18 protein-coding genes and 1 riboswitch are annotated in these 22,619 nt (G+C 57.3%); of the genes, 10 read left to right on the top strand and 8 right to left on the bottom strand.

All coding sequences use genetic code 11. The features are described from left to right. Positions 1 to 136: 136 nt before the first annotated feature. The 5 genes from tsaB to NW211_RS05960 are packed head-to-tail and all read left to right on the top strand — an operon-like array spanning position 137 to position 4,021. Positions 137 to 829 (top strand): tRNA (adenosine(37)-N6)-threonylcarbamoyltransferase complex dimerization subunit type 1 TsaB, encoded by a 693-nt coding sequence (tsaB, locus tag NW211_RS05980; RefSeq protein ID WP_087407766.1) that lies wholly within the window; start codon positions 137 to 139, stop codon positions 827 to 829. A gap of 25 nt (positions 830 to 854) precedes the next feature. Then, a complete protein-coding gene (locus tag NW211_RS05975; RefSeq protein ID WP_087407562.1) occupies positions 855 to 1,463 on the top strand; it encodes a DUF4290 domain-containing protein in 609 nt (202 codons plus the stop codon). Positions 1,464 to 1,511: 48 nt separating this feature from the next. Further along, positions 1,512 to 2,816 carry a UDP-N-acetylglucosamine 1-carboxyvinyltransferase gene (murA, locus tag NW211_RS05970; protein ID WP_258327267.1) on the top strand — a complete coding sequence of 435 codons (1,305 nt, stop codon included), beginning with the start codon at positions 1,512 to 1,514 and terminating at the stop codon, positions 2,814 to 2,816. A gap of 18 nt (positions 2,817 to 2,834) precedes the next feature. Continuing rightward, positions 2,835 to 3,353, top strand: a complete 519-nt coding sequence (rimM, locus tag NW211_RS05965) for a ribosome maturation factor RimM (RefSeq protein WP_258327266.1) — start codon at positions 2,835 to 2,837, stop codon at positions 3,351 to 3,353. A gap of 23 nt (positions 3,354 to 3,376) precedes the next feature. Beyond that, positions 3,377 to 4,021 (top strand): nitroreductase family protein, encoded by a 645-nt coding sequence (locus NW211_RS05960; protein ID WP_258327265.1) that lies wholly within the window; start codon positions 3,377 to 3,379, stop codon positions 4,019 to 4,021. Between the two features lie 275 nt (positions 4,022 to 4,296). Here NW211_RS05960 and NW211_RS05955 read toward each other — a convergent pair whose 3' ends face one another. From NW211_RS05955 to thiD, 8 genes are all read right to left on the bottom strand, one after another. After that, entirely contained in the window at positions 4,297 to 4,986 is a 690-nt protein-coding gene (locus NW211_RS05955; RefSeq protein WP_087407559.1) for a HesA/MoeB/ThiF family protein, read from the bottom strand. After that, positions 4,986 to 6,095, bottom strand: coding sequence for a 2-iminoacetate synthase ThiH (gene thiH, locus NW211_RS05950; RefSeq protein WP_258327264.1), 1,110 nt, complete (start codon positions 6,093 to 6,095; stop codon positions 4,986 to 4,988). The genes NW211_RS05955 and thiH overlap by 1 nt, the downstream gene beginning before the upstream one ends. A 116-nt stretch (positions 6,096 to 6,211) precedes the next feature. After that, positions 6,212 to 7,915, bottom strand: coding sequence for a phosphomethylpyrimidine synthase ThiC (gene thiC / locus NW211_RS05945; protein WP_258327263.1), 1,704 nt, complete (start codon positions 7,913 to 7,915; stop codon positions 6,212 to 6,214). Positions 7,916 to 7,938: 23 nt separating this feature from the next. Continuing rightward, positions 7,939 to 8,709, bottom strand: a complete 771-nt coding sequence (locus NW211_RS05940) for a thiazole synthase (protein WP_087407556.1) — start codon at positions 8,707 to 8,709, stop codon at positions 7,939 to 7,941. Further along, positions 8,706 to 9,341 (bottom strand): thiamine phosphate synthase, encoded by a 636-nt coding sequence (locus NW211_RS05935; protein ID WP_258327315.1) that lies wholly within the window; start codon positions 9,339 to 9,341, stop codon positions 8,706 to 8,708. Before NW211_RS05935 ends, NW211_RS05940 begins: the two co-directional genes overlap by 4 nt. A gap of 4 nt (positions 9,342 to 9,345) precedes the next feature. Continuing rightward, positions 9,346 to 9,936: a thiamine phosphate synthase gene (locus NW211_RS05930; RefSeq protein ID WP_258327262.1), complete on the bottom strand. Its 591-nt coding sequence runs from the start codon at positions 9,934 to 9,936 to the stop codon at positions 9,346 to 9,348. Positions 9,937 to 9,959: 23 nt separating this feature from the next. Then, positions 9,960 to 10,160, bottom strand: a complete 201-nt coding sequence (gene thiS / locus NW211_RS05925; RefSeq protein ID WP_087407553.1) for a sulfur carrier protein ThiS — start codon at positions 10,158 to 10,160, stop codon at positions 9,960 to 9,962. A gap of 7 nt (positions 10,161 to 10,167) precedes the next feature. Next, on the bottom strand, positions 10,168 to 11,025 hold the full coding sequence (gene thiD / locus NW211_RS05920) for a bifunctional hydroxymethylpyrimidine kinase/phosphomethylpyrimidine kinase (protein WP_258327261.1): 858 nt from the start codon (positions 11,023 to 11,025) through the stop codon (positions 10,168 to 10,170). Positions 11,026 to 11,071: 46 nt separating this feature from the next. Then, a riboswitch (TPP riboswitch) is annotated at positions 11,072 to 11,164 on the bottom strand. Between the two features lie 235 nt (positions 11,165 to 11,399). On the opposite strand from thiD, the gene gltB reads away from it, so the two are divergent. From gltB to NW211_RS05895, 5 genes are all read left to right on the top strand, one after another. Next, positions 11,400 to 15,917 carry a glutamate synthase large subunit gene (gene gltB / locus NW211_RS05915; protein ID WP_258327260.1) on the top strand — a complete coding sequence of 1,506 codons (4,518 nt, stop codon included), beginning with the start codon at positions 11,400 to 11,402 and terminating at the stop codon, positions 15,915 to 15,917. A 48-nt stretch (positions 15,918 to 15,965) separates the two neighbouring features. Further along, the gene (locus NW211_RS05910; protein ID WP_258327259.1) at positions 15,966 to 17,315 is read left to right on the top strand and encodes a glutamate synthase subunit beta; all 1,350 of its coding nucleotides are present in this window, start codon (positions 15,966 to 15,968) and stop codon (positions 17,313 to 17,315) included. A gap of 37 nt (positions 17,316 to 17,352) precedes the next feature. Beyond that, entirely contained in the window at positions 17,353 to 19,026 is a 1,674-nt protein-coding gene (gene asnB / locus NW211_RS05905; protein ID WP_258327258.1) for an asparagine synthase B, read from the top strand. A gap of 59 nt (positions 19,027 to 19,085) precedes the next feature. Next, entirely contained in the window at positions 19,086 to 21,275 is a 2,190-nt protein-coding gene (locus NW211_RS05900; protein WP_258327257.1) for a glutamine synthetase III, read from the top strand. Positions 21,276 to 21,634: 359 nt separating this feature from the next. Then, a complete protein-coding gene (locus NW211_RS05895; protein ID WP_258327314.1) occupies positions 21,635 to 22,588 on the top strand; it encodes a calcium/sodium antiporter in 954 nt (317 codons plus the stop codon). The last annotated feature ends 31 nt before the right edge of the window (positions 22,589 to 22,619 follow it).

The raw sequence follows: 22,619 nt of genomic DNA, 5'->3' as shown, positions 1-22,619 counted from the left end.
CTTATTTCCGATGCCAAAGCAATATTATTGAAAAAAAAGAGCTATTTTTGTACACTCATTAACGCGATTGTAATACGTTTGTTTACCTTTTTGCCCGGGGAAAGGGCAGAGAGGCAGTATGTTTACCGATAAAATTATGCCGAATATTCTACATATAGAGACCTCTACGTCGGTCTGCTCGGCCGCGCTCTCTTCCGACGGAGTGGTACAATGCCATTTCGAGAACTTCGACGGCCCCTCGCACGCCTCGCTGCTGGGAGCCTATGTAAAAGAGTTGATGACCTTTGCCCGCGACAAGTCGATAAAGGTCGATGCCGTAGCGGTGAGCAGCGGCCCGGGCTCTTACACGGGGCTGCGCATCGGGGTCTCCGAGGCCAAGGGGCTTTGCTTCGGGCTGAAGGTGCCCCTTATTGCCGTGCACACCCTCGAACTGCTGGCTTGCGCCACCATGTTTAAAACCTATTTCGACGAAGATGTGTTATATTGTCCCATGATCGACGCCCGTCGCATGGAGGTCTATACCGCCGTCTACGACAATGCGCTCAACGCCGTGCGTCCCGTGCAGGCCTGTGTGGTCGACGAAAACTCCTTTGCCGACTTGTTGGCCGACCGTCGTGTCGTCTTCTCGGGCAACGGAGCTGCCAAGTGCAAGGAGGTCATCCGCCACGAGAATGCCATCTTTGTCGACGACATCGTACCCCTGGCTACCGATATGCTGGCACTTGCCGAGCGGGCTTACCGGCAAGGTCAGTTTGAGGATGTGGCCTATTTCGAGCCCTTCTACCTGAAAGAGTTCATCGCCACCACTCCCAAAAACAAAGTATTGTAAATAAAGAAAATCATATAGAGAGATTATGCAATATACTTCGGACTTAAAGAAACTGATTCTGCCTGAGTATGGGCGTAATGTGCAACAGATGGTCGACCACTGCATGACTATCGAGGATCGTGCCGAACGTACCCGTTGCGCCAATACCATTATCAATATTATGGGTAACCTCTTTCCTCACTTGCGCGACATCGACGACTTCAAGCACAAGTTGTGGGACCACCTGGCCATCATGTCCGACTTCAAGCTCGACATCGACTATCCCTACGAGATTGTCAAAAAGGAGAATCTGCATACGCACCCCGATGCTATACCTTACCACACGACCCCCATCAAATACCGTCATTACGGTAAAATCATGGAGGGGATGTTGAAGAAGGCCGAGGAGATGCCTGCCGGACCCGAGCGCGATGCCCTCGTGTCGATGCTGGCCAACCACATGAAGAAACTCTACTATCAGTGGAACAAGGACTCGGTCGAGGACGAAAAGATTTTGAAGGATTTGCGGGAGTATACCCACGGGGTAATCGACCTCGATCCCGCCACCTATCACCTGCGCGATGTGAGGGAACCCGTCGTGCAGCCGCAGCGAAACAACAAGTCGAAAAATAATTCGAAAAAAGCGGGTAAATAACCGCTTTTTTTTGTATCTTTCCCTCATTAACCTTAATAGAGAAAGAGTATGGCATCTTTTATTATTGAAGGCGGGCATCGTCTGAATGGAGAGTTGATACCGCAAGGAGCTAAGAATGAGGCATTGGAAGTCCTTTGTGCTACGTTGCTCACCCCCGAAGAGGTGAAGATATACAATATCCCCGATATTCTCGATGTAAACAACCTCATACAACTGTTGCGCGACCTGGGTGTGACGGTGAAGCATATCGGGTTGAATGCGTACAGTTTCAAGGCCGATAAAATCAATCTCGACTATCTCGACACCGACGAGTTCCTGCAGAAGGGAGCTGCCCTGCGGGGGTCGGTGATGATTATCGGGCCGCTCATTGCCCGCTTCGGCTATGCCGTATTGCCCAAGCCGGGGGGCGACAAGATTGGCCGCCGGCGTCTCGATACGCACTTTCTGGGTATCCAGAAACTGGGGGCCACGTTCACCTATTGCCCCAAGGCACAACGCTACGAAATCAAGGCCGACAAACTCACCGGCAGCTACATGCTGCTCGACGAGGCGTCGGTGACGGGTACGGCCAACATCCTCATGGCTGCCGTCATGGCCGAGGGCGACACTACCATCTACAACGCGGCCTGCGAACCCTACCTGCAACAGCTCTCGAAGATGCTCAACCGCATGGGTGCCCGCATCGAGGGCATCGGCTCCAACCTGCTCACGATTCACGGCGTGTCGTCGCTCAAGGGGTGCGAGCACACCATTCTGCCCGATATGATCGAGGTGGGCAGTTTCATCGGCATGGCTGCCATGACCCGGTCGGACATCACCATCAAAAACGTGTCGTACAACGACCTGGGCATTATCCCCGACAGCTTCCGCCGGATGGGTATCACCGTCGAGCAAAACGGCGACGACATCCACATCCCCGAGCACGACGGGTACGAGATAGAGACCTTTATCGACGGCTCTATCATGACCTTCGCCGATGCGCCGTGGCCGGGACTTACCCCCGACCTCCTGAGTGTCTTCCTCGTGGTGGCTACCCAGGCCAAGGGCAGCGTGCTCATCCACCAGAAGATGTTCGAGAGCCGACTCTTCTTCGTCGACAAGCTCATCGACATGGGGGCCCAGATTATCCTGTGCGACCCGCACCGCGCCGCCGTCATCGGTCAGGCTCACGCCCACACGCTGCGGGCAGCCAACATGGTATCGCCCGATATTCGGGCCGGTATCGCACTGCTCATTGCCGCCATGAGTGCCGAGGGTACGAGCCGCATCCACAACATCGACCAGATAGACCGGGGCTACCAGGACATCGACAAGCGGCTCAATGCCATAGGCGCGCGCATCACCCGGTTGTAAAACAAGAGAAATCGTACAATGATTGAACGTGAAGAATTGATCAAGATAGGGCGGTTCAACAAACCGCACGGGGTGAAGGGGGAGCTCTCCTTCACCTTTACCGACGATGTGTTCGACCGCACCGACTGTCCCTATATCGTCTGCGAAATCGACGGTATCTTCGTCCCCTTTTTCATCGAGGAGTATCGCTTCAAGAGCGACACTACGGCCTTGATAAAGCTCGAGGATGTCGACAATGAGACCGAGGCCCGGGCCTTCTCGCTGCTCGATGTCTACTTCCCCAAATCCTACTACGACACGGAGGCCGAAGAGGAGGTCCCGAGCGACTACTTCATCGGGTTTACCGTCGTCGACAGCGAGCTGGGCGAGTTGGGCAAGATTGTGGCCGTCGACGACTCGACCGAGAATGTGCTCTTCGAGATAGACCACGCCGGCCGCGAGCTGCTGGTGCCGGCCGTCGACGAGTTTGTGAGCGAAATCGACGAGGAGAACCGCCGGCTCTACATGAGTATTCCCGAGGGACTGCTGACGCTGTAAACTTAAAAAAAAACAGACAAGATATGATGAAACGAGTTTTATTTATTTTTCTGGCCGTGTGGTTCATCTTCACGGTAGTCGTGTTCGTGATGTTCTTCTCGACCACCAAGAGCGATTCGAAGAGCAGCGGCGAGGGTATGCCGGTACTCGAGGCTATCGAAACCCGGGCCAGTGTGCGGGCCTATACCGACCAGGCCGTGGAGCCCGAGAAAATCGAGCAGATTCTGCGCGCCGGCATGGCGGCACCTACTGCCCGCAATCAACAGCCGTGGGCCTTTGTGGTTATCGACGACAAGGCGCTGATGACCCAGTTGGCCGACTCGCTGCCCAATGCCAAGATGCTGGCATCGGCTCCGGTGGCCATCGTGGTGTGCGGCGACTTGAGCAAAGCCATCGAGGGCGAGGGGGCTACCTATTGGATACAGGATGCCTCGGCCGCTACCGAGAATATCCTGTTGGCTGCTCACGGTCTGGGGCTGGGAGCCGTATGGACGGGTGCCTATCCTGTGATGAGCCGGGTAAAAGCCATTCGCTCGGTACTCGGTTTGCCGGCACAGATTATTCCGCTCAACGTCATCCCCATGGGTTATCCGCAGGGCGAGACTGCTCCCAAGGATAAGTGGAAACGCGAGAACATTCGCAAGAACAACTGGGCGAATGCTTATTGATAGAATAAAAGTATGTAATCAAGAAAATTTCTTAGCCATAATGAGTAAAATCATCGAAAAATTGCGCAAATACAGAGTGCTGCGATTGTTTTTTATTAGATTCCGGCTTTTTAATTTTGGTGGTAAGCAACGATGAAGATCGAATATCGAATTGACTTATAAACGACAGCCTCGGCAGAAAATCGCCGAGGCTGTCGTTTTTGTTTCTATGTCAACGCTCTATTGGTTTTGGAAAACCTCTTTTGAGCCATACAACAGACTATGAGCCGAAGAACTCATAGTTCGATAATCTGGTGCTGCAGGGTGAGCAGGTTGGTCCAGTAGAGTTTGCCGCTCAACACCTCGCCGCACCCGGCAATTATCTTGATGGCTTCGGAGGCTTGCAGGCAACCGATGAGGCCGGGAATGGACCCGACCACGCCGCCCGGTTGCGGCACAGGCATTACTGCCGGGCGCGGGTAGAGGTCGCTGTACCGGGGGCCTCCCCGGTAGTTGAATACCGACACCTGTCCCTCGAAGGCGGCGATGGAGCCGTAGACGTAGGGCTTGCCTTGGCGGGCGCACTCCTCGTCGATGAGGTAGCGGGTGGCCGCGTTGTCGCAGCCGTCGACCACCAGGTCGTAGTTGGCCACGAGTTCGGCGGCATTTTCGGGGGTAAACCGCGTGGGGTAGGTCTCGATGCGGGTCGTGCTGTTCAGCTCCGACAGCCGCCGGCGGGCACACTCCACCTTGGGGGCTCCCACCTCGGCTTCGGTATAGAGCACCTGCCGTTGCAGGTTGCTCACCGACACCACATCGTCGTCGACCAGCCCCAGGCAGCCCACACCGGCCGCCGTCAGGTAGAGGGCGACGGGCGAACCCAGGCCGCCCACCCCCACAATCAGCACTCGCGCCTGGCGCAGCCGCTCCTGGCCCGCTTCGCCTATTTCGGGGAGCATCGTCTGTCTGCTGTACCGCTCGTTCATCAATCGAAGATTTTATCCCAGTCTTTCCATACTACCTCGTAGCCCATGGCCTTGATGGCCTGCTCTACCTCGGCCGGGGTGCGTTCGTCGCTCACGGCAAATTGCTCCAGTGCCTGCGGATAGGTGGCGTAGCCTCCCGGGTCGGTCTTCGAGCCGGCACTCATCGAGGTGGCTCCCAGCGTGGCAATGTGGTTGCGGAAGTTGGGGTTCTCGCGGGTCGATACCGAAATATCCACGTCGTGGTCGAAGATACGGAAGGCAAAAATCAGCTGGGCCAGCTCCCGGTCGCTCATCACCACGTTGGGTTGGAAGTGCCCCTCCGACGGCCGCATGCGGGGGAAGTTGACGCTGTATTTCGTCTGCCAGTAGTGCTTGCGCAGGTATTGCAGGTGAATGGCCATCATGGTCACGTCGGTGCGCCAGGGCTCCAGCCCGATGAGCACACCCATGCCTATCTTGTGCACGCCGGCCTGACCCATGCGGTCGAAGCCGTTGACACGCCATTCGAAAATCGATTTCATCCCCTTGGGGTGATAGGTCTTGTAGCGATCCTTGTGGTAGGTCTCCTGGAAGCAAACCACACCGTTGAGGCCCGACTTGGTGAGCCGGTAGTAATCTTCGCTCTTGAGCGGCATCACCTCGATCGAGAGGTTGGCAAAGTAGGGGCGGGCTACATGCAGAGCCCGCTCCAGATAGTCTACACCGGCATCGCGCGGATTCTCGCCGGTGACGATGAGCAGGTTCTCAAAGGGGCCCAGCTTGCGTATGGCGCGGCATTCGTTCTCGATCTCCTCTTCGGTGAGGATGATGCGAGAGATGGGGTTGTTGTGGTTGAACCCGCAATAGACGCAAAAGTTGTTGCACGAGTTGGTGATATAAAGCGGTACATACATCTGTATCGTTTTACCGAAACGCTCCTGAGTATAGCGTCGGCTCAGGGCGGCCATGGACTCCAGATAGGGAGCTGCGGCTGGCGAAACGAGGGCCATGAAGTCGTCGATGGTCAAGTGCTCCTTGCCCAAGGCAATCTCCACGTCGCGGCTCTGTTTCGAGTTGATGCAGGCGGTTATGTCGTCCCAGGAATATTTTTCTAATTCTTCGGAAAACATCTTTCTTCTTTTTCTTTATTCAATCGTTGGTAGTTGGTCGATTTCTTTTCTATTCTCTCTCTTGTGGCGAGGCCGATGGCGCTGCGCCACCGGCACTCGCGGGTACACCGGGCGGGTTACTCCTTCTCGATGCAGTTGGTGATGTCTTGCGACAGCCGCATGGCGCAGAAGTTGGGGCCGCACATGGTGCAGTAGTTGCCGTCGTGGAACGAGCCCTGCTTGTAATACTCGAGCGCCCGGTCGGGGTCGAGGGCCAGGTTGAACTGGTCTTTCCAGCGGAACTCGTAGCGGGCCTTGCTCATGGCATCGTCGCGCACCTGGGCGCCGGGGAATCCCTTGGCCAGGTCGGCGGCGTGGGCCGCAATCTTGTAGGCGATGACACCGTTGCGCACATCCTCGCGATCGGGCAGTCCCAGATGTTCCTTGGGGGTGACGTAGCAAATCATGGCCGTGCCCAGCCAGGCAATCTGTGCGGCACCGATGGCCGAGGTGATGTGGTCGTAACCCGGGGCGATGTCGGTAGTCAACGGGCCCAGCGTGTAGAAGGGGGCTCCGTGGCAACTGCTCAACTGGCGGTCCATGTTCTCCTTGATCTTCTGCATGGGAATATGGCCGGGACCTTCGATAATCACCTGCACGTCGTGTGCCCAGGCCTTCTCGGTGAGTTCGCCCAGCACGTCGAGTTCGAGGAACTGCGAGCGGTCGTTGGCGTCGTGTATCGAGCCGGGCCGCATGCCGTCGCCCAGCGAGATGGCCACGTCGTACTGCTTGAGTATCTCGCAGATTTCGTCGAAGTGGGTGTAGAGGAAACTCTCCTGGTTGTGGATAACGCACCACTTGGTCATGATCGAACCGCCGCGCGACACGATACCCGTAAGCCGTTCGCCCACCAGGTCGGCGTGTGCCTTGAGCACTCCGGCGTGAATGGTGAAGTAGTCCACACCCTGCTCGCACTGCTCGATGAGCGTATCGCGGTAAATCTCCCAGGTGAGGTCTTCGACCTTGCCGTTCACCTTCTCGAGAGCCTGGTAGATGGGGACGGTACCCATGGGCACGGGGCAGTTGCGGATAATCCATTCGCGCGTCTCGTGTATGTGGTCGCCGGTCGAGAGGTCCATGAGCGTATCGCCGCCCCAGTGGCAGCTCCATACGGCCTTGTCCACCTCCTCTTCGATGCCCGACGAGAGGGCCGAATTGCCGATGTTGGTATTGAGTTTCACCAGGAAGTTGCGGCCGATAATCATCGGCTCGGCCTCGGGGTGGTTGATGTTGGCCGGGATGATGGCACGGCCGGCAGCCACCTCGTCGCGCACGAACTCGGGGGTGATGTGGCTCTTGATGCCCAGTTGCTCGTTCATCATATTCTCGCGTATGGCCACATACTCCATCTCGGCAGTGACGATACCCTGGCGGGCGTAGTACATCTGCGTGATGGCGTGTCCCGGTTTGGCCCGGTAGGGGAGCGGTGTGTTTTTGAACCGTATCGGGTCGAGCGACGGGTCGTCGCGACGGGCACGCCCGTATTGCGAGGTGATGTCGTCGAGCCGCTCCACGTCGCCGCGGTCGAGAATCCACGACTCGCGCAGGCGGGGGATGCCCCGGTTGATGTCTACCTCTACGGCCGGGTCGGTATAGGGACCGCTGGTGTCATACACATAGACCGGCGGGTTGGGGGTATGTACCCGTTTCCCGTTCTCGATGGTCACGGTGTCGGTCAGGTTGATCTTGCGCATGCCCACTTGAATGGGAAAGAGTTTACCCGGTACATATACCTTCTCGGAACCGGGGTAGGAGTCTTTGATGATTTTTTGTGTATCCATAAATGTGTGAAGTTTCGAAGCGGTTAGTCCAGGAATGAAGTCAACGGGCTGCTGGCCTGGGCAAAGTGGTATTGGGCACCCAGTCCGGCTTCGTAGGCACGGCGGCCGGCTCGAACAGCCTCTTTGAAGGCGATGGCCATCTCTACGGGATTACCGGCCACGGCAATGGCGGTGTTCACCAGTACGGCGTCGGCACCCAGCTCCATGGCTTCGGCGGCATGCGACGGAGCCCCGATACCGGCATCGACGATGACGGGCACGTTGCTCTCCTCGATGATAATCTGCAGGAAGTCACGCGTGCGCAACCCCTTGTTCGTGCCGATGGGAGCCCCCAGCGGCATCACCGTAGCGGCACCGGCCTCTTCGAGGCGTTTGCACAGCACGGGGTCGGCCTGAATGTAGGGCAGCACCACGAAACCCATCTTGGCCAGCTGTTCGGTAGCCTTCAGGGTCTCTACCGGGTCGGGCAGGAGGTATTTGGGGTCGGGGTGGATTTCGAGTTTGATGAAGTCGGTCCCGAAGCAGTCGCGGGAGAGCTGGGCGGCAAGCACGGCCTCCTCGGCATTCCGCACGCCCGAGGTATTGGGCAGGAACTGCACCTTGGTGCGGTCGATGTGTGCGAGCATATCGTCGGTAGCTTCGTGGGTCATGTTGAGACGTTTCATGGCAACGGTAATCATTTCGGATTCCGAAGCCTCGATGGCTTTTTCCATCAATTCGTTCGAGCTGAATTTGCCGGTTCCGACAAACAGTCGGGAGGAGAATTCCCGTCCTCCAATCACTAATTTTTTCATGCTTTACGATATTGGTTGAGTAAATCTATAATCTTTCGGGTTTCGGCCTCGGGGTCTTCGGCCTGCAGGATGGTGCCCGACAGGGCGATGCCGGCCACACCCGTTTCCATAATGGCCGGAATGTCGTCGGCCGTGATGCCGCCGATGGCCACCACGGGAATCTTCAGCCCGTTGTCGCGGCACTGCTGCATGATGCGGGCATAGCCCTCGAGCCCGAGTATGGGACTCAGGTTCTTTTTGGTCTCGGTGTAGCGGAAGGGGCCGAGACCCACATAGTCGGCATCCTGACGTACGAGGTTCTGGATGTCGTCGAAGGTGTTGGCCGTACCGCCGATGATGTACTTTTCGCCGATGAGCAGGCGGGCCTCCGATACGGGCATGTCGAGTTTGCCCAGGTGCACGCCGTCTACGTCGAGGTCGGCCGCCAGTTGAGGATAGTCGTCGAGAACGAGTATCGCCTCGTGCTCCTTGCAGAGCGGAATCAGTTGCCGGGCCGTCTTCTCGACCTCTTCGAGGGGAGCCTCTTTCATGCGCAGCTGTATCCATTTGCAGCCTCCGTTCAGGGCGGCGACAGCGCCTTCGACAATGCCGAAGCGCAGGGTTTGGTGTGTAATGAATTGTAACATGACTATGGTGTTAAACAGTTCGTATTCGTTTCAGTCGGGCCACCACTCCCTCGGGGGTGGGGTCCTGCCACAAGTAGCCCAGCAGGGCTACTCCGCCGAAGTGCCAGGCCCGCACGGCAGCCATCCGTTCGGGGGTGATGCCGCCCAGGGCGATTACCCGCTCGCCGATGATGCCTTGGCTGGCGGCCTCCGTCAGCTCGTCGGGGATGAAGCCCGCGGTATATCCCTGCTTCGAGATGCTGTCGAAGAGAGGGCTCAGGAACTGATAGGCATACCCTTCGCCGTGGGCCAGCTCGGCGATGGTGTGGCACGAGCGCGATAGGGCGGGGGTGTAGTCTGCAGCCGGTGCGGGCGGCTCGGGGTTGCGACGGTTGAGGTGTACCCCGGCCAGCCGGTACGTTGCGGCCAGCTCGAAGTGGTCGTGCAGTACGATGCGGCTGTAGCAGCGGTCGGGAATCGTGCGCAACAGTTGCTCCACCTCGTGGCGCGAGGCCCCGGGTTTGCGCAGGTGCAGGCGGTCCAGACCGTGGTCGAGCAGAGCGGCTATCAAGCACTCCTCGCCGGGCAAGAAACCTTCGGGTGTGATACCTATGTATTTCATCGCGTTACGTTCGGTTTTGCCGGTTATCCGCCGAAGGTGGCGCGAATGAGGGTAATCTTGTCGCCGTCGGCCAGTGTGCGGTTGCTCCATTCGCTCTTGGGTACCAGTTTGTTGTCGATGGCAATGGCGGTACCCTCGGCGGCAATCTGCTGCCGGTCGAGCCACTCTTTTACGGTGATGCCCTCGGGTACCTCGGTTTCGTTTTGGTTGATATATACTTTCATTATTGTATCAATGAGTGGGTTTCTCTTTTTCGTTCAGTGCTTCGTTGTCCCGTGAGGTTAAAACACAGGGGGCGAACAGATGGTTTACGGCACCGTGGCCGTGGCCTATTGTCACGTCGGCCCCGGCTTGCAGAGCCTGGGTCAGGTAGTGCTTGGCGGCGGCAACGGCGTTGGGCAGCGTGCGGCCCAGGGCCAGGTACGAGGCAATGGCCGACGAGAAGGTGCAGCCCGTGCCGTGGGTGTTGCGCGTGGCAACCCGCGGCGAGGTGTAGCGCACCGGGTCGGCATGCGGGGTGAAGAGCAGGTCGTACGACTCGGCCCCCTCCAGATGCCCTCCCTTGATGAGTACGGCCCGGCATCCGATGCGGAAGAGCCGTTGGGCCGCCAGCTCCATATCCCGCTCGTTGGTGACGGGCAGGCCGCTCAGAATTTCGGTCTCGGGAATGTTGGGGGTGACGAGTGTAGCCCGGGGCAACAGCAGCGATTTGACCGCCTCGATGGCCTCCTCTTCGATGAGCCGGCAGCCCGAGGTCGATACCATTACCGGGTCGAGCACGATGTGGTCGAGGGGATAGTGCGCCAGACAGTCGGCAATGGCTTCGATGGTGGGACGGGCGTAGAGCATGCCCAACTTCACCGTGCGGCAGGGCAGGTCGTCGAGCACCGCCTCGATTTGCTGGCGCACGATGGAAGGGTCGATGCCCTGGATGGCCCGCACTTCGCAGGTGTTTTGCGCCGTGATGGCGGTGATGGCCGAGGTGCCGAACACACCGATGGCCGACATGGTCTTCAGGTCGGCTTGTATCCCGGCTCCTCCGCTGCTGTCCGAGCCGGCTATGGTCAATACGACGGGATAAGTCTTCATACGGTTCGCTTTATCTTCGGGGGTAGCTTAAAACCGTATCGAAACAGATAGGACTATGAACAATTCCTGCGCCGGCATTATCCGTATCAGGTTCATAGGGTATGATCTCAGCCGCTTTTAGGCACCCCTTTGTTACACCACAAAGTTAGCTATTATTTTTTTCCCGAGGGATATACCCCAGGGTTTTAATAAAAATTAAGAGCTCTATATCTTGCTATTATATAGTGTAGTAAAAAGTAAGAGGTTTTACTGTAAATAGATTATTTTGCAAATAAATCTACAATATGTTTGTGTTTTTGAAAGCTGTTATTTATTTTTGCAAGCAAATTGAAATGCTTATTTTGAAAGACGAAATAAAAAGAAACTGTAAACCGATGAAGGGTACTACATTTGTCAAAGGTAAAGAGATAAAGGAGAAAGCAGCACAGAGGGGATTGGCCGGTCTGTATGACCCGGCTAACGAACACGATGCGTGCGGAGTAGGTATGATTGTCAACATCCACGGCAACAAGTCGCACGAGTTGGTCGATTCGGCCCTGAAGGTGCTCGAGAACATGAAGCACCGGGGAGCCGAGGGAGCCGACAACAAGACCGGCGACGGTGCCGGTATCCTGTTGCAGATTCCGCACGAGTTCATTTTGTTGCAAGGTATCCCGGTCCCCGAGAAGGGAAAATATGGCACGGGGCTGGTGTTTCTGCCCAAGAGCCTGAAGGATCAGACCGAGATACTCGACATCATGGCCGAGGAGATCGAGCGCGAGAAGCTCTCGCTCATGCACGTGCGTTCGGTGCCGGTCAATTCGTCGATTCTGGGAAAGAGCGCCGCCGAGACCGAGCCCGACATCAAGCAGATTTTTATCACCGGCGAGGCCGACGACCTGGAGCGCAAGCTCTACCTCATTCGTAAAAAGATAGAGCGTCGGGTTTCGCACAAGGATTTTTACATCGTCTCGCTTTCGAGCAAGACCATCATCTATAAAGGCATGCTGTCGTCGGTGCAGGTGCGCGAATACTTCTGCGACCTCACGCAGCCCTATTTCACCAGCGGTCTGGCCATTGTCCACTCCCGTTTCAGCACCAACACCTTCCCCACTTGGGGGTTGGCCCAGCCCTTCCGGCTGTTGGCGCACAACGGCGAAATCAATACCATCCGTGGCAACCGGGGTTGGATGGAGGCCCGCGAGAGTGTGCTCTCCACACCGTTGTTGGGACCGGTAAAGGACATCCGTCCCATTCTGCAACCCGACATGAGCGACAGTGCGTCGCTCGACAACGTGCTCGAGTTTTTCGTGCAGTCGGGGTTGAGCCTGCCGCACGCCATGGCCATGCTCGTGCCCGAGTCGTTCAACGACAAGAACCCCATCAGCGAAGACCTGAAGGCCTTCTACGAATACCATTCGATTTTGATGGAGCCGTGGGACGGCCCGGCCGCCCTGCTCTTCAGCGACGGCCGCTATGCCGGCGGAATGCTCGACCGTAACGGTCTGCGCCCGGCCCGCTACCTGATTACCCGTAACGACATGATGGTGGTGGCCAGCGAGGCGGGAGTCATCAGCTTCGCCCCCGAGACCATCCGCGAGAAGGGCCGCCTGCAACCCGGTAAAATTCTGCTGGTCGATACGCAGGAGGGTCGCATCTATTACGACGAGGAGCTGAAGCAGCAACTCGCCTCGGCCCGGCCTTACCGTCAGTGGCTGGCCGAGAACCGCATCGAGCTCGATACCCTCAAGAGCGGCCGCAAGGTGGTGAATACCGTCGACGATTACGAACGCAAGTTGCGCGCCTTCGGCTTCACCCGCGAGGATGTGGAGCGCACCATCACGCCCATGTGTACCACCGGGTCGGAGCCTACCGCCTCGATGGGTAACGATACGCCGCTGGCCGTTCTCTCCGAACGTCCGCAATCGCTTTTCAACTATTTCAGACAGCAGTTTGCCCAGGTGACCAACCCGCCCATCGACCCCATTCGCGAGGAGCTGGTGATGTCGCTCACCGAGTATATCGGCGCTGTGGGCAACAACATTCTGTTGCCCGACGAGAGCCACTGCAAGATGGTGCGGTTGCCGCATCCCATCCTCAACAACCCCCAACTGGATATCCTTTGCAACATCCGCTATAAGGGATTCAAGACGGTGAAACTGCCCATGCTCTTCGAGGCCGGGCGGGGAAAAACCGGACTGGAAGAGGCGCTCGTTGCCCTCTGCCGCAAGGCCGAGGAGTCGGTCGACGAGGGGGTAAACTACATCGTCCTCACCGACCGCGACATCGATGCCGACCACGCCGCCATACCGGCCCTGCTGGCCGTGAGTGCCGTGCACCATCACCTCATTTCGGTGCAGAAGCGCGTGCAGACGGCTCTGGTGGTCGAGAGCGGCGAGATACGCGAGGTGATGCACGCCGCCCTGTTGCTGGGCTACGGTGCCAGCGCCATCAATCCCTACATGGTCTTTGCCGTGCTCGACGATCTGGTAAAGCGTGGCGACGTGCAGATGAACTACGAGACGGCCGAGAAGAACTACATCAAGGCCGTGTGCAAGGGGCTCTACAAAATCATGAGCAAGATGGGTATCAGCACCATACGTTCGTACCGCGGTGCCAAGATTTTCGAGGCCGTGGGGTTGAGCGAAGAGCTGCTGAACCGCTGGTTCGGTACCCGTTGTTCGTCGGTGGGCGGTATCCGTCTCGATGAGATTGCCCGTGACTACGAGGCATTCCACGATGCCGGCTATCGGCTCGACGACGAGGACGAGCCCTTGCCCTACATCGGGCAGTTCTCCTATCGCAAGGATGGCGAGAAACATGCCTGGAATCCCGAGACCATCAGTCTGCTGCAACTGGCTACCCGGTTGGGCAGTTACGATAAATTCAAACAGTTTACCCAGGCGGTAGACCACAAGGAGAGCCCCATCTTCCTGCGCGACTTCTTCCGCTTCAAACGCAACCCGATTTCCATCGACCAGGTAGAGCCGGTCGAGTCGATCGTAAAACATTTCGTGACGGGGGCCATCTCGTTCGGAGCCATCAGCAAGGAGGCCCACGAGGCGCTTGCCTTGGCCATGAACAAACTGGGAACCCGCAGCAACACGGGCGAGGGTGGCGAAGATTCGGTCCGCTTCCACGAGACCTACGACGGCATTTCGCTCTGCAGCAAGACCAAGCAGGTGGCTTCGGGTCGTTTCGGGGTCACTACCGAATATCTGGTCAATGCCGAAGAGATACAGATTAAGGTGGCACAGGGCGCCAAGCCGGGCGAGGGTGGGCAGTTGCCGGGCTTCAAGGTCGACGAAGTGATTGCCCGCACCCGCCATTCGATACCGGGCATTTCGCTCATTTCGCCGCCGCCCCATCACGATATTTACTCCATCGAAGATTTGGCCCAACTCATCTTCGACCTGAAGAATGTCAATCCCCGGGCCCAAATCAGCGTCAAGCTGGTGGCCGAGAGCGGGGTGGGCACCATCGCTGCCGGTGTGGCCAAGGCCAAGGCCGACCTGATTGTCATCTCGGGAGCCGAGGGAGGCACGGGTGCTTCGCCCGCCTCGTCGATGCGCTACGCCGGTATCCCACCCGAAATCGGGTTGAGCGACACGCAGCAGACGCTGGTGCTGAACGGCCTTCGCGGCAAGGTGCGCCTGCAGACCGACGGGCAGCTCAAAACCGGGCGCGACATCATCAGCATGGCGTTGCTCGGGGCCGAAGAGTTTGCCTTTGGTACCGCCGCCCTCATTGTGCTGGGTTGCGTGATGATGCGCAAGTGCCATGCCAATACCTGTCCGGTGGGCGTGGCCACGCAAGACCCCAAGTTGCGCGAGCGTTTCAGAGGTCACTACCAGTACGTGGTCAACTACTTCCAGTTCCTGGCCCAAGAGGTGCGCGAGTATCTGGCCGAGATGGGCTTCACCCGGTTGAACGACATCGTGGGTCGCACCGACCTGATTGAGATAGCTCCCGCCGAACCGGGAAGCAAATCCTCGCTGCTCGACTTCAGCCGCATGTTGCACCGGGTCGACAACGGTACGGCCCTGCATCGGGTCATGCCCCAACAGCACGACATCGACGGGGTGCTCGACGTAACCATGATTGCAGCCGCTCGCGAAGCCATCGAGAACCGACGCGAGGTTTCGCTCGAATATACCATCGGCAATACCGACCGTTCGGTAGGTGCCATGCTCTCGGGGGCCATTGCCTCGCGGTATGGCGAGGCCGGTTTGCCCGACGATACGATTCAGGTCAAGTTCAGAGGTTCGGCCGGACAGAGTTTCGGAGCCTTCCTCACCCGGGGTATCAACTTCCGGCTCGAGGGCGAGGCCAACGACTATCTGGGCAAGGGGTTGAGCGGCGGCCGCATTGCGGTACACCCGCCGGTGCGCAGCACCTTTGCTGCCGAAGACAATACGATAGCCGGCAACACGCTGCTCTATGGAGCCACCTCGGGCGAGGTCTACATCAACGGCCGGGCCGGTGAGCGTTTTGCCGTGCGCAACTCGGGTGCCATTGCCGTAGTCGAAGGGGTGGGCGACCACTGCTGCGAGTACATGACCGGCGGTCGGGTAGTCGTTCTGGGCGAGACGGGCCGCAACTTCGCTGCCGGTATGAGCGGCGGCGTGGCCTACGTGTGGGACAAGAACCGCAAGTTCGACTACTTCTGCAACATGGATATGGTCGAGCTCTCGCTTCTGGAAGACGCGGCTGCCCGCAAGGAGCTGCACGAGCTCATCCGCCAGCACTACTTCTACACCAGCTCGTCGCTGGCCCGCACGATGCTCGACAACTGGAACCGCTATGTCGACGAGTTTATCCAGGTAACCCCCATCGAGTTCAAGAAGGTTCTGGCCGAAGAGCAGATGCGCAAGCTCCAGGAGAAGATTGCCGAAGTACAGAGAGATTATTAACCCTATCGAAAAAAACGAACGATTAGATATAGCAAGATATAAAGCATTATGGGAAACCCGAAAGCATTCTTAACCATACCCCGGCAGGAGGCCGGATATCGCCCCGTACACGACCGTATTTCGGACTACGGCGAGGTGGAGCAGACCCTCAACACCAGCGAACGCAAGCTGCAGGCTTCGCGTTGCATGGATTGCGGGGTGCCTTTCTGCCACTGGGCCTGCCCGCTGGGCAACCGCCCGCCCGAATTTCAAGATGCCCTCTATCGGGGCCGATGGGACGAGGCCTACAGGCTGCTCACCCAGACCAACGATTTCCCCGAGTTTACGGGGCGCATCTGTCCGGCGCTGTGCGAGAAGAGCTGTGTGCTCAACCTGAGCATGGAGGCGCCGGTGACCATTCGCGAAAACGAGGCTGCCATCATCGAGGCCGCCTTCCGCGAGGGGCTCGTCAAGCCTCACCACTACAAGCGTAACGGCAGGCGTGTGGCTGTCATCGGGTCGGGCCCGGCCGGGCTCTCGGTGGCCAATCGGCTCAACCGGCTGGGCTACGACGTGACCGTATTCGAGAAGCTGGAGTATGTGGGCGGTCTGTTGCGTTTCGGTATTCCCAACTTCAAACTGCACAAGCCCATCATCGACCGTCGGGTGCGGGTGATGGAGGCCGAGGGCATCACCTTCGAGGTGAACCATGCCGTCGAGCTCGACCATCTGCCCGAGGGTTTCGACGCCTACTGTCTCTGCACGGGTACGCCCCAGGCCCGCGACCTCAATATTCCGGGGCGCGATTTGGCCGGCATCCATTTTGCCATGGAGATGCTGGCCCAGCAAAACCGGGTGTTGGCAGGCCAGACCTTCAGCGACGAAGAGCGCATCACGGCACGCGGCAAGGATGTACTGGTAATCGGTGGCGGCGATACGGGCAGCGACTGCATAGGCACGAGCAACCGGCAGGGTGCGGCCAGCGTGACCCAGATAGAAATCATGCCGAAGCCGCCCGTAGGATACAACCCCGCGACACCCTGGCCCCAGTGGCCTGTTGTGCTGAAGACCAGCAGCAGCCACGAGGAGGGATGCGTACGTCGCTGGAGCCTCTCGTCCACCCGCTTTATCGGTGAGAACGGGCGGGTGTGCGGCGTCGAGGTCGAGGAGGTCGACTGGTTGCCGGCTCCCGACGGCGGTCGCCCGCAGATGCGGCCCACGGGTCGGAAAGAGATTTTGAAGGCCGACCTGGTGTTGCTGGCGATGGGATTCCTCAAGCCTCAGTTGCCCGACCTGCCGGAGAATGTATTCGTGGCCGGCGATGCCGCCTCGGGTGCCAGTCTGGTGGTCAAATGTATCGCCTCGGGACATCGTGCCGCGCAGGAGATAGACCGGTATTGCACTACCGGCCAACGATAGAAACAGGAGTATAGAACAGCATAAAACAACCCTTGTCATGTGTGGAATAGCAGCCATATTCAATATTAAGAGCCAATCGCCCGAGTGGCGTAAGAAAGCCTTGGCCATGGCCAAGAAGATTCGTCACCGGGGCCCCGACTGGAGCGGCATCTATTGCGGAAGCTCGGCCATCCTGGCCCACGAGCGACTCTCGATTGTCGACCCTCAGAGCGGAGGCCAGCCCCTCTACTCGCCCGACCGCAAGCAGGTGCTTGCCGTCAATGGCGAGATTTACAACCACCGCGAAATCCGGCAACGGTATGCGGGTCAATACGAGTTTCAGACGGGTAGCGACTGCGAGGTGATACTGGCACTCTACCGCGACAAGGGTATCGACTTTCTGGAGGAGTTGAACGGCATTTTTGCCTTTGCCCTTTACGACGAAGAGCGCGACGAGTTTCTCATCGCCCGCGACCCCATAGGTGTCATTCCGTTGTATATCGGATACGACAGCGACGGCACCCTCTATTGTGCCAGCGAACTGAAGGCGCTCGAGGGTTTCTGCGAGCGCTACGAACCCTTCCTGCCCGGCCACTACTATTCGAGCCGCGAGGGGAAGATGGTCCGTTGGTACAAACGCGAATGGACCCGCTACGATGCCGTCAAGGACAATCCCGCCTCGATATTCGAGTTGCGCGAAGCGCTCGAGGAAGCCGTGCGTCGGCAACTGATGAGCGACGTGCCCTACGGGGTGTTGCTCTCGGGCGGGCTCGACAGTTCGGTAATCTCGGCCATAGCCAAGCGATTCGCTGCTCGACGGGTCGAAACCGACGGACAGAAGGAGGCCTGGTGGCCCCAGCTCCACTCCTTTGCCATCGGGTTGCGCGGAGCTCCCGACCTGGCCAAGGCTCGCGAGGTGGCCGACTATATAGGCACCGTACATCACGAGATAAACTACACCATACAGGAGGGGCTCGACGCCGTGCGCGACGTCATCTATTACATCGAGACCTACGACGTCACTACCGTGCGCGCCTCTACGCCCATGTATCTGCTGGCTCGGGTCATCAAGAGCATGGGTATCAAGATGGTGCTGAGCGGCGAGGGGGCCGACGAGGTATTCGGCGGTTACCTCTACTTCCACAAGGCACCCGATGCGCGGGCGTTCCACGAGGAGACCGTGCGGAAGCTGTCGAAGCTCTACCTCTATGACTGCCTGCGGGCCAACAAGGCCCTCTCGGCCTGGGGGGTGGAGGGACGTGTACCGTTCCTCGACAAGGAGTTCCTCGACGTGGCCATGCGGCTCAATCCGCAGGCCAAGATGTGCCCCGGCAAGACCATCGAGAAGCGCATCGTGCGCGAAGCCTTTGCCGACATGCTGCCCGACACGGTGGCCTGGCGACAGAAGGAGCAGTTCAGCGACGGGGTGGGGTACAGTTGGATCGATACCCTGAAGGCCGTCACCGCACAGGCCGTGAGCGACGAGCAGATGCAGCACGCCGCCGAGCGTTTCCCCATCAATCCGCCGCAAAACAAGGAGGAGTATTACTACCGCTCGATTTTCGAGGAGTATTTCCCCAGCGAAAGTGCAGCCCGCAGTGTGCCCAGTGTACCCAGCGTAGCCTGCTCTACGGCCGAAGCCCTGGCCTGGGATGCCTCGTTTGCCCACATGAATGAGCCGAGTGGCCGGGCCGTGACCGGTGTGCACGAAGAGGCCTACGGGAAAAAGTAAAAACCGGAGAATCTAAAACGAAAGCTATATAAATAACCAACCATAAAATTTAAGACAGTATGTCAACGTTGAGATTTAGAGTAGTAGAGAAAGCCTTTCAGGCAAAACCGGTAGAGGTATCGGTACCCAACGAACGCCCGAGCGACTATTTCGCCAAGTATGTGTTCAATCGGGAGAAGATGTTCAAGTATCTGCCTACATCGATCTACAACCGCTTGGTCGATGTGATAGACCACGGTGCTACCCTCGACCGCGATATGGCCGACGAGGTAGCACGCGGAATGAAAAAGTGGGCGATGGAACTGGGTGCAACCCACTATACCCACTGGTTCCAGCCTTTGACCGAAGGCACGGCAGAGAAACACGATGCCTTTGTCGAACATGACGGCAAAGGGGGTATGATGGAAGAATTTTCGGGCAAGTTGCTCGTGCAGCAGGAGCCCGACGCCTCGTCGTTCCCCAACGGCGGTATCCGCAACACGTTCGAAGCCCGCGGTTACAGCGCCTGGGATCCCTCGTCGCCCGTCTTTGTGGTAGACGATACCCTCTGTATCCCCACTGTATTTATAGCCTATACGGGCGAATCGCTCGATTACAAGGCCCCGTTGCTCAAGGCGTTGCGCGCTGTCGACAAGGCTGCGGTCGATGTATGTCACTATTTCAATCCCGACGTGAAGAAGGTGATGGCCTACCTGGGTTGGGAACAGGAGTATTTCCTGGTCGACGAGGGTCTGTATGCTGCCCGTCCCGACTTGCTCTTGACCGGTCGCACGCTGATGGGACACGAGGCTTCGAAAAACCAGCAGCTCGAGGATCACTACTTCGGTGCCATTCCTACGCGGGTAGCCGCCTTTATGAAAGACCTCGAGATACAGGCTCTGGAGCTGGGTATCCCGGTTAAGACCCGTCACAACGAGGTAGCTCCCAACCAGTTCGAGCTGGCTCCTATCTTCGAGGAGTGCAATCTGGCCGTCGACCACAACATGCTGGTGATGTCGCTCATGCGTAAGGTAGCCCGCACGCACGGCTTCAGAGTGCTGCTGCACGAGAAACCTTTCAAGGGTGTCAACGGTTCGGGCAAGCACAACAACTGGTCGCTGGGTACCGATACGGGCATCCTGCTGATGTCGCCAGGCAAAACGCCTGAAGAGAACCTGCGCTTCATCACCTTCGTGGTGAACACGCTGATGGCGGTTTATCGTCACAACGGTTTGCTGAAGGCCTCGATCATGAGTGCCACCAACGCCCATCGTCTGGGTGCGAACGAGGCACCGCCCGCCATTATCTCGTCGTTCCTTGGCACGCAGTTGAGTCGGGTACTCGACCACATGGAAGAGAGTTCCGCCGACGATTTGGTAGTGCTCTCGGGCAAACATGGTATGAAACTCGATATTCCGCAAATCCCCGAATTGCTTATCGATAACACCGACCGTAACCGTACGTCGCCCTTTGCCTTCACCGGCAACCGCTTCGAATTCCGTGCCGTAGGTTCCGAGGCCAACTGCGCCAGCGCTATGATAGCGTTGAACTCCGCCGTGGCCGAGCAGCTCGTCATCTTCAAAAACGAGGTAGACGAACTGATTGGAAAAGGCGAGGAGAAGATTCCGGCTATCATTCAAGTGTTGCGTAAGTATATCAAACTGAGCAAACCTATCCGCTTCGACGGCAACGGTTACAGCGATGAGTGGAAGGCCGAGGCCGAACGTCGTGGGCTCGATTGCGAGACGAGTGTTCCACTAATCTTCGACAACTACCTCTCGATGTCGAGCATCAAGATGTTTGAGTCGACCGGAGTAATGACCCGCAAGGAGCTCGAGGCTCGTAACGAAGTGAAGTGGGAGACCTACACGAAGAAGATTCAGATCGAGGCTCGTGTATTGGGCGACCTGGTGATGAACCACATTGTACCGGTTGCTACCGAGTATCAGACCAAGTTGATTGACAACGTGTATAAGATGCGCGGACTCTTCTCGGAAGAGGAGACTCGAGAACTCTCGGCCGAGAATCTGGCTATTATCCGCAAGATTGCCGAGCATACCAGCTACATCAAGGAGCATGTCGACTCGATGATCGATGCCCGCAAGGTGGCCAACAAGATTGCCGATGAGCGTGAGAAGGCCATAGCCTACCACGACACGATTGCCCCGATGTTGGAACAGATACGTTACCATATCGACAAACTGGAATTGATTGTCGATGATCAGATGTGGACGTTGCCTAAATACCGCGAACTGCTTTTTATCAGATAAATAAGTTAAGTTTGGTTAGATGGACGAAGGCCGGAGCCTCCCTTTCTGCGGGGAGGACCGGCCTTTTTCAGTATCGGGAGAGGGGAGAATGGTAATGCCGGACACGGAAAGCTCTCGTTTTCTTTTTGCCTCTCTGCTTTATGTATATAAGATAGGAGGCGGTTTGGAATAATCAAACTCGAAATTTCATTTTGGTTTGCTTCTCCTCTCACCTCCTCTCGCCTTTCGCTATCTTTACATAAGATAGGATGCGGCTTGGCATAGTCAAATGTTGAAAACTTCGTTTTCCATTTGCCTCTGCTCTCGCCTTTCGCTATCTTTGTTCCCATATAAAACATAAAAAAAGAATAGGTATGATAATACATGTGATACTCCTGCTTGTGGGGTTGGTTTTGATTCTGTCGGGGGCCAATTTTTTGACGGACGGGGCTGCCGCTTTGGCCAAGCGTTTCAACATATCGTCGCTGGTGATAGGTCTCACGATTGTAGCCTTCGGGACATCGGCTCCCGAGTTGACGGTGAGCGTGGTTTCGGCCATCAATGGCAGTGCCGAACTGGCAATTGGTAATGTGGTGGGAAGCAACATTTTCAATATCCTGATGATTGTGGGGGTGACGGCCGTAGTGGCACCGATTCGCATTACCCGGGGTACGCTGACGAAAGAGATTCCGCTGGCGATACTTTCGTCGGTAGTCGTGCTCATTTGTGCCAATGACCTGTTTTTGGGTACCGGCACCGAGAATGTCATCAACCGGGCCGACGGGTTACTTATGCTCTGCTTCTTCTTGATTTTCCTGGGCTATACATTTGCTATTGCCCATAACTATAGCGACGAGGAGTCGGCCGAAATCAAATCGTTGCCCGTGTGGCGTTGTGTGGTTTACATCATAGGCGGACTTGCGGCTCTGATATTCGGCGGCCGGCTGTTTGTCGACGGGTCGAGCGAGATAGCCCGTTCGCTGGGAGTAGGCGAGTCGATTATCGGTCTGACGCTGGTGGCCATGGGAACCTCGCTGCCCGAGTTGGCAACCTCGGTGGTAGCGGCTTTGAAGAAAAATCCCGAGATTGCCATCGGTAATGTGATAGGTTCCAACCTGTTCAATGTCTTTTTTGTGTTGGGAGCCAGTGCTGCTATCTCGCCGCTGCCTCTGGGTGGCATCACCAACTTCGATCTGCTCTATCTGTTGGGAGCTTCGGTATTGATGTTCTTCGTAGGAAAGTACCACAAGGAGCGCATGATTACTCGTGCCGAGGGTATTGTAATGATTCTTGCCTATGTGATCTATACCGGTTATTTGATTTATCAACTGTAAGAGTTCGCTTAATCTCTCTCGGAAATGGGAG

Origin of the sequence: Barnesiella sp. ET7 (assembly GCF_024733785.1) — a bacterium.
GTDB lineage: Bacteria > Bacteroidota > Bacteroidia > Bacteroidales > Barnesiellaceae > Barnesiella > Barnesiella merdigallinarum.
The sequence above is the reverse complement of the archived record's forward strand: the minus strand, read 5'-3'. Positions and strand labels throughout refer to the sequence as shown.

What these genes read in the sequence shown, in the direction of transcription:
- NW211_RS05910 (WP_258327259.1), top strand. Translation starts at nt 15,966, where the DNA reads ATGGGAAACCCGAAAGCATTCTTAACCATACCCCGGCAGGAGGCCGGA.
- NW211_RS05955 (WP_087407559.1), bottom strand. Translation starts at nt 4,986, where the DNA reads ATGAACGAGCGGTACAGCAGACAGACGATGCTCCCCGAAATAGGCGAA.
- tsaB (WP_087407766.1), top strand. Translation starts at nt 137, where the DNA reads ATGCCGAATATTCTACATATAGAGACCTCTACGTCGGTCTGCTCGGCC.
- thiH (WP_258327264.1), bottom strand. Translation starts at nt 6,095, where the DNA reads ATGTTTTCCGAAGAATTAGAAAAATATTCCTGGGACGACATAACCGCC.
- asnB (WP_258327258.1), top strand. Translation starts at nt 17,353, where the DNA reads ATGTGTGGAATAGCAGCCATATTCAATATTAAGAGCCAATCGCCCGAG.
- thiD (WP_258327261.1), bottom strand. Translation starts at nt 11,025, where the DNA reads ATGAAGACTTATCCCGTCGTATTGACCATAGCCGGCTCGGACAGCAGC.
- NW211_RS05940 (WP_087407556.1), bottom strand. Translation starts at nt 8,709, where the DNA reads ATGAAAAAATTAGTGATTGGAGGACGGGAATTCTCCTCCCGACTGTTT.
- thiS (WP_087407553.1), bottom strand. Translation starts at nt 10,160, where the DNA reads ATGAAAGTATATATCAACCAAAACGAAACCGAGGTACCCGAGGGCATC.
- rimM (WP_258327266.1), top strand. Translation starts at nt 2,835, where the DNA reads ATGATTGAACGTGAAGAATTGATCAAGATAGGGCGGTTCAACAAACCG.
- NW211_RS05930 (WP_258327262.1), bottom strand. Translation starts at nt 9,936, where the DNA reads ATGAAATACATAGGTATCACACCCGAAGGTTTCTTGCCCGGCGAGGAG.
- NW211_RS05960 (WP_258327265.1), top strand. Translation starts at nt 3,377, where the DNA reads ATGATGAAACGAGTTTTATTTATTTTTCTGGCCGTGTGGTTCATCTTC.
- NW211_RS05900 (WP_258327257.1), top strand. Translation starts at nt 19,086, where the DNA reads ATGTCAACGTTGAGATTTAGAGTAGTAGAGAAAGCCTTTCAGGCAAAA.
- thiC (WP_258327263.1), bottom strand. Translation starts at nt 7,915, where the DNA reads ATGGATACACAAAAAATCATCAAAGACTCCTACCCCGGTTCCGAGAAG.
- NW211_RS05975 (WP_087407562.1), top strand. Translation starts at nt 855, where the DNA reads ATGCAATATACTTCGGACTTAAAGAAACTGATTCTGCCTGAGTATGGG.
- murA (WP_258327267.1), top strand. Translation starts at nt 1,512, where the DNA reads ATGGCATCTTTTATTATTGAAGGCGGGCATCGTCTGAATGGAGAGTTG.
- gltB (WP_258327260.1), top strand. Translation starts at nt 11,400, where the DNA reads ATGAAGGGTACTACATTTGTCAAAGGTAAAGAGATAAAGGAGAAAGCA.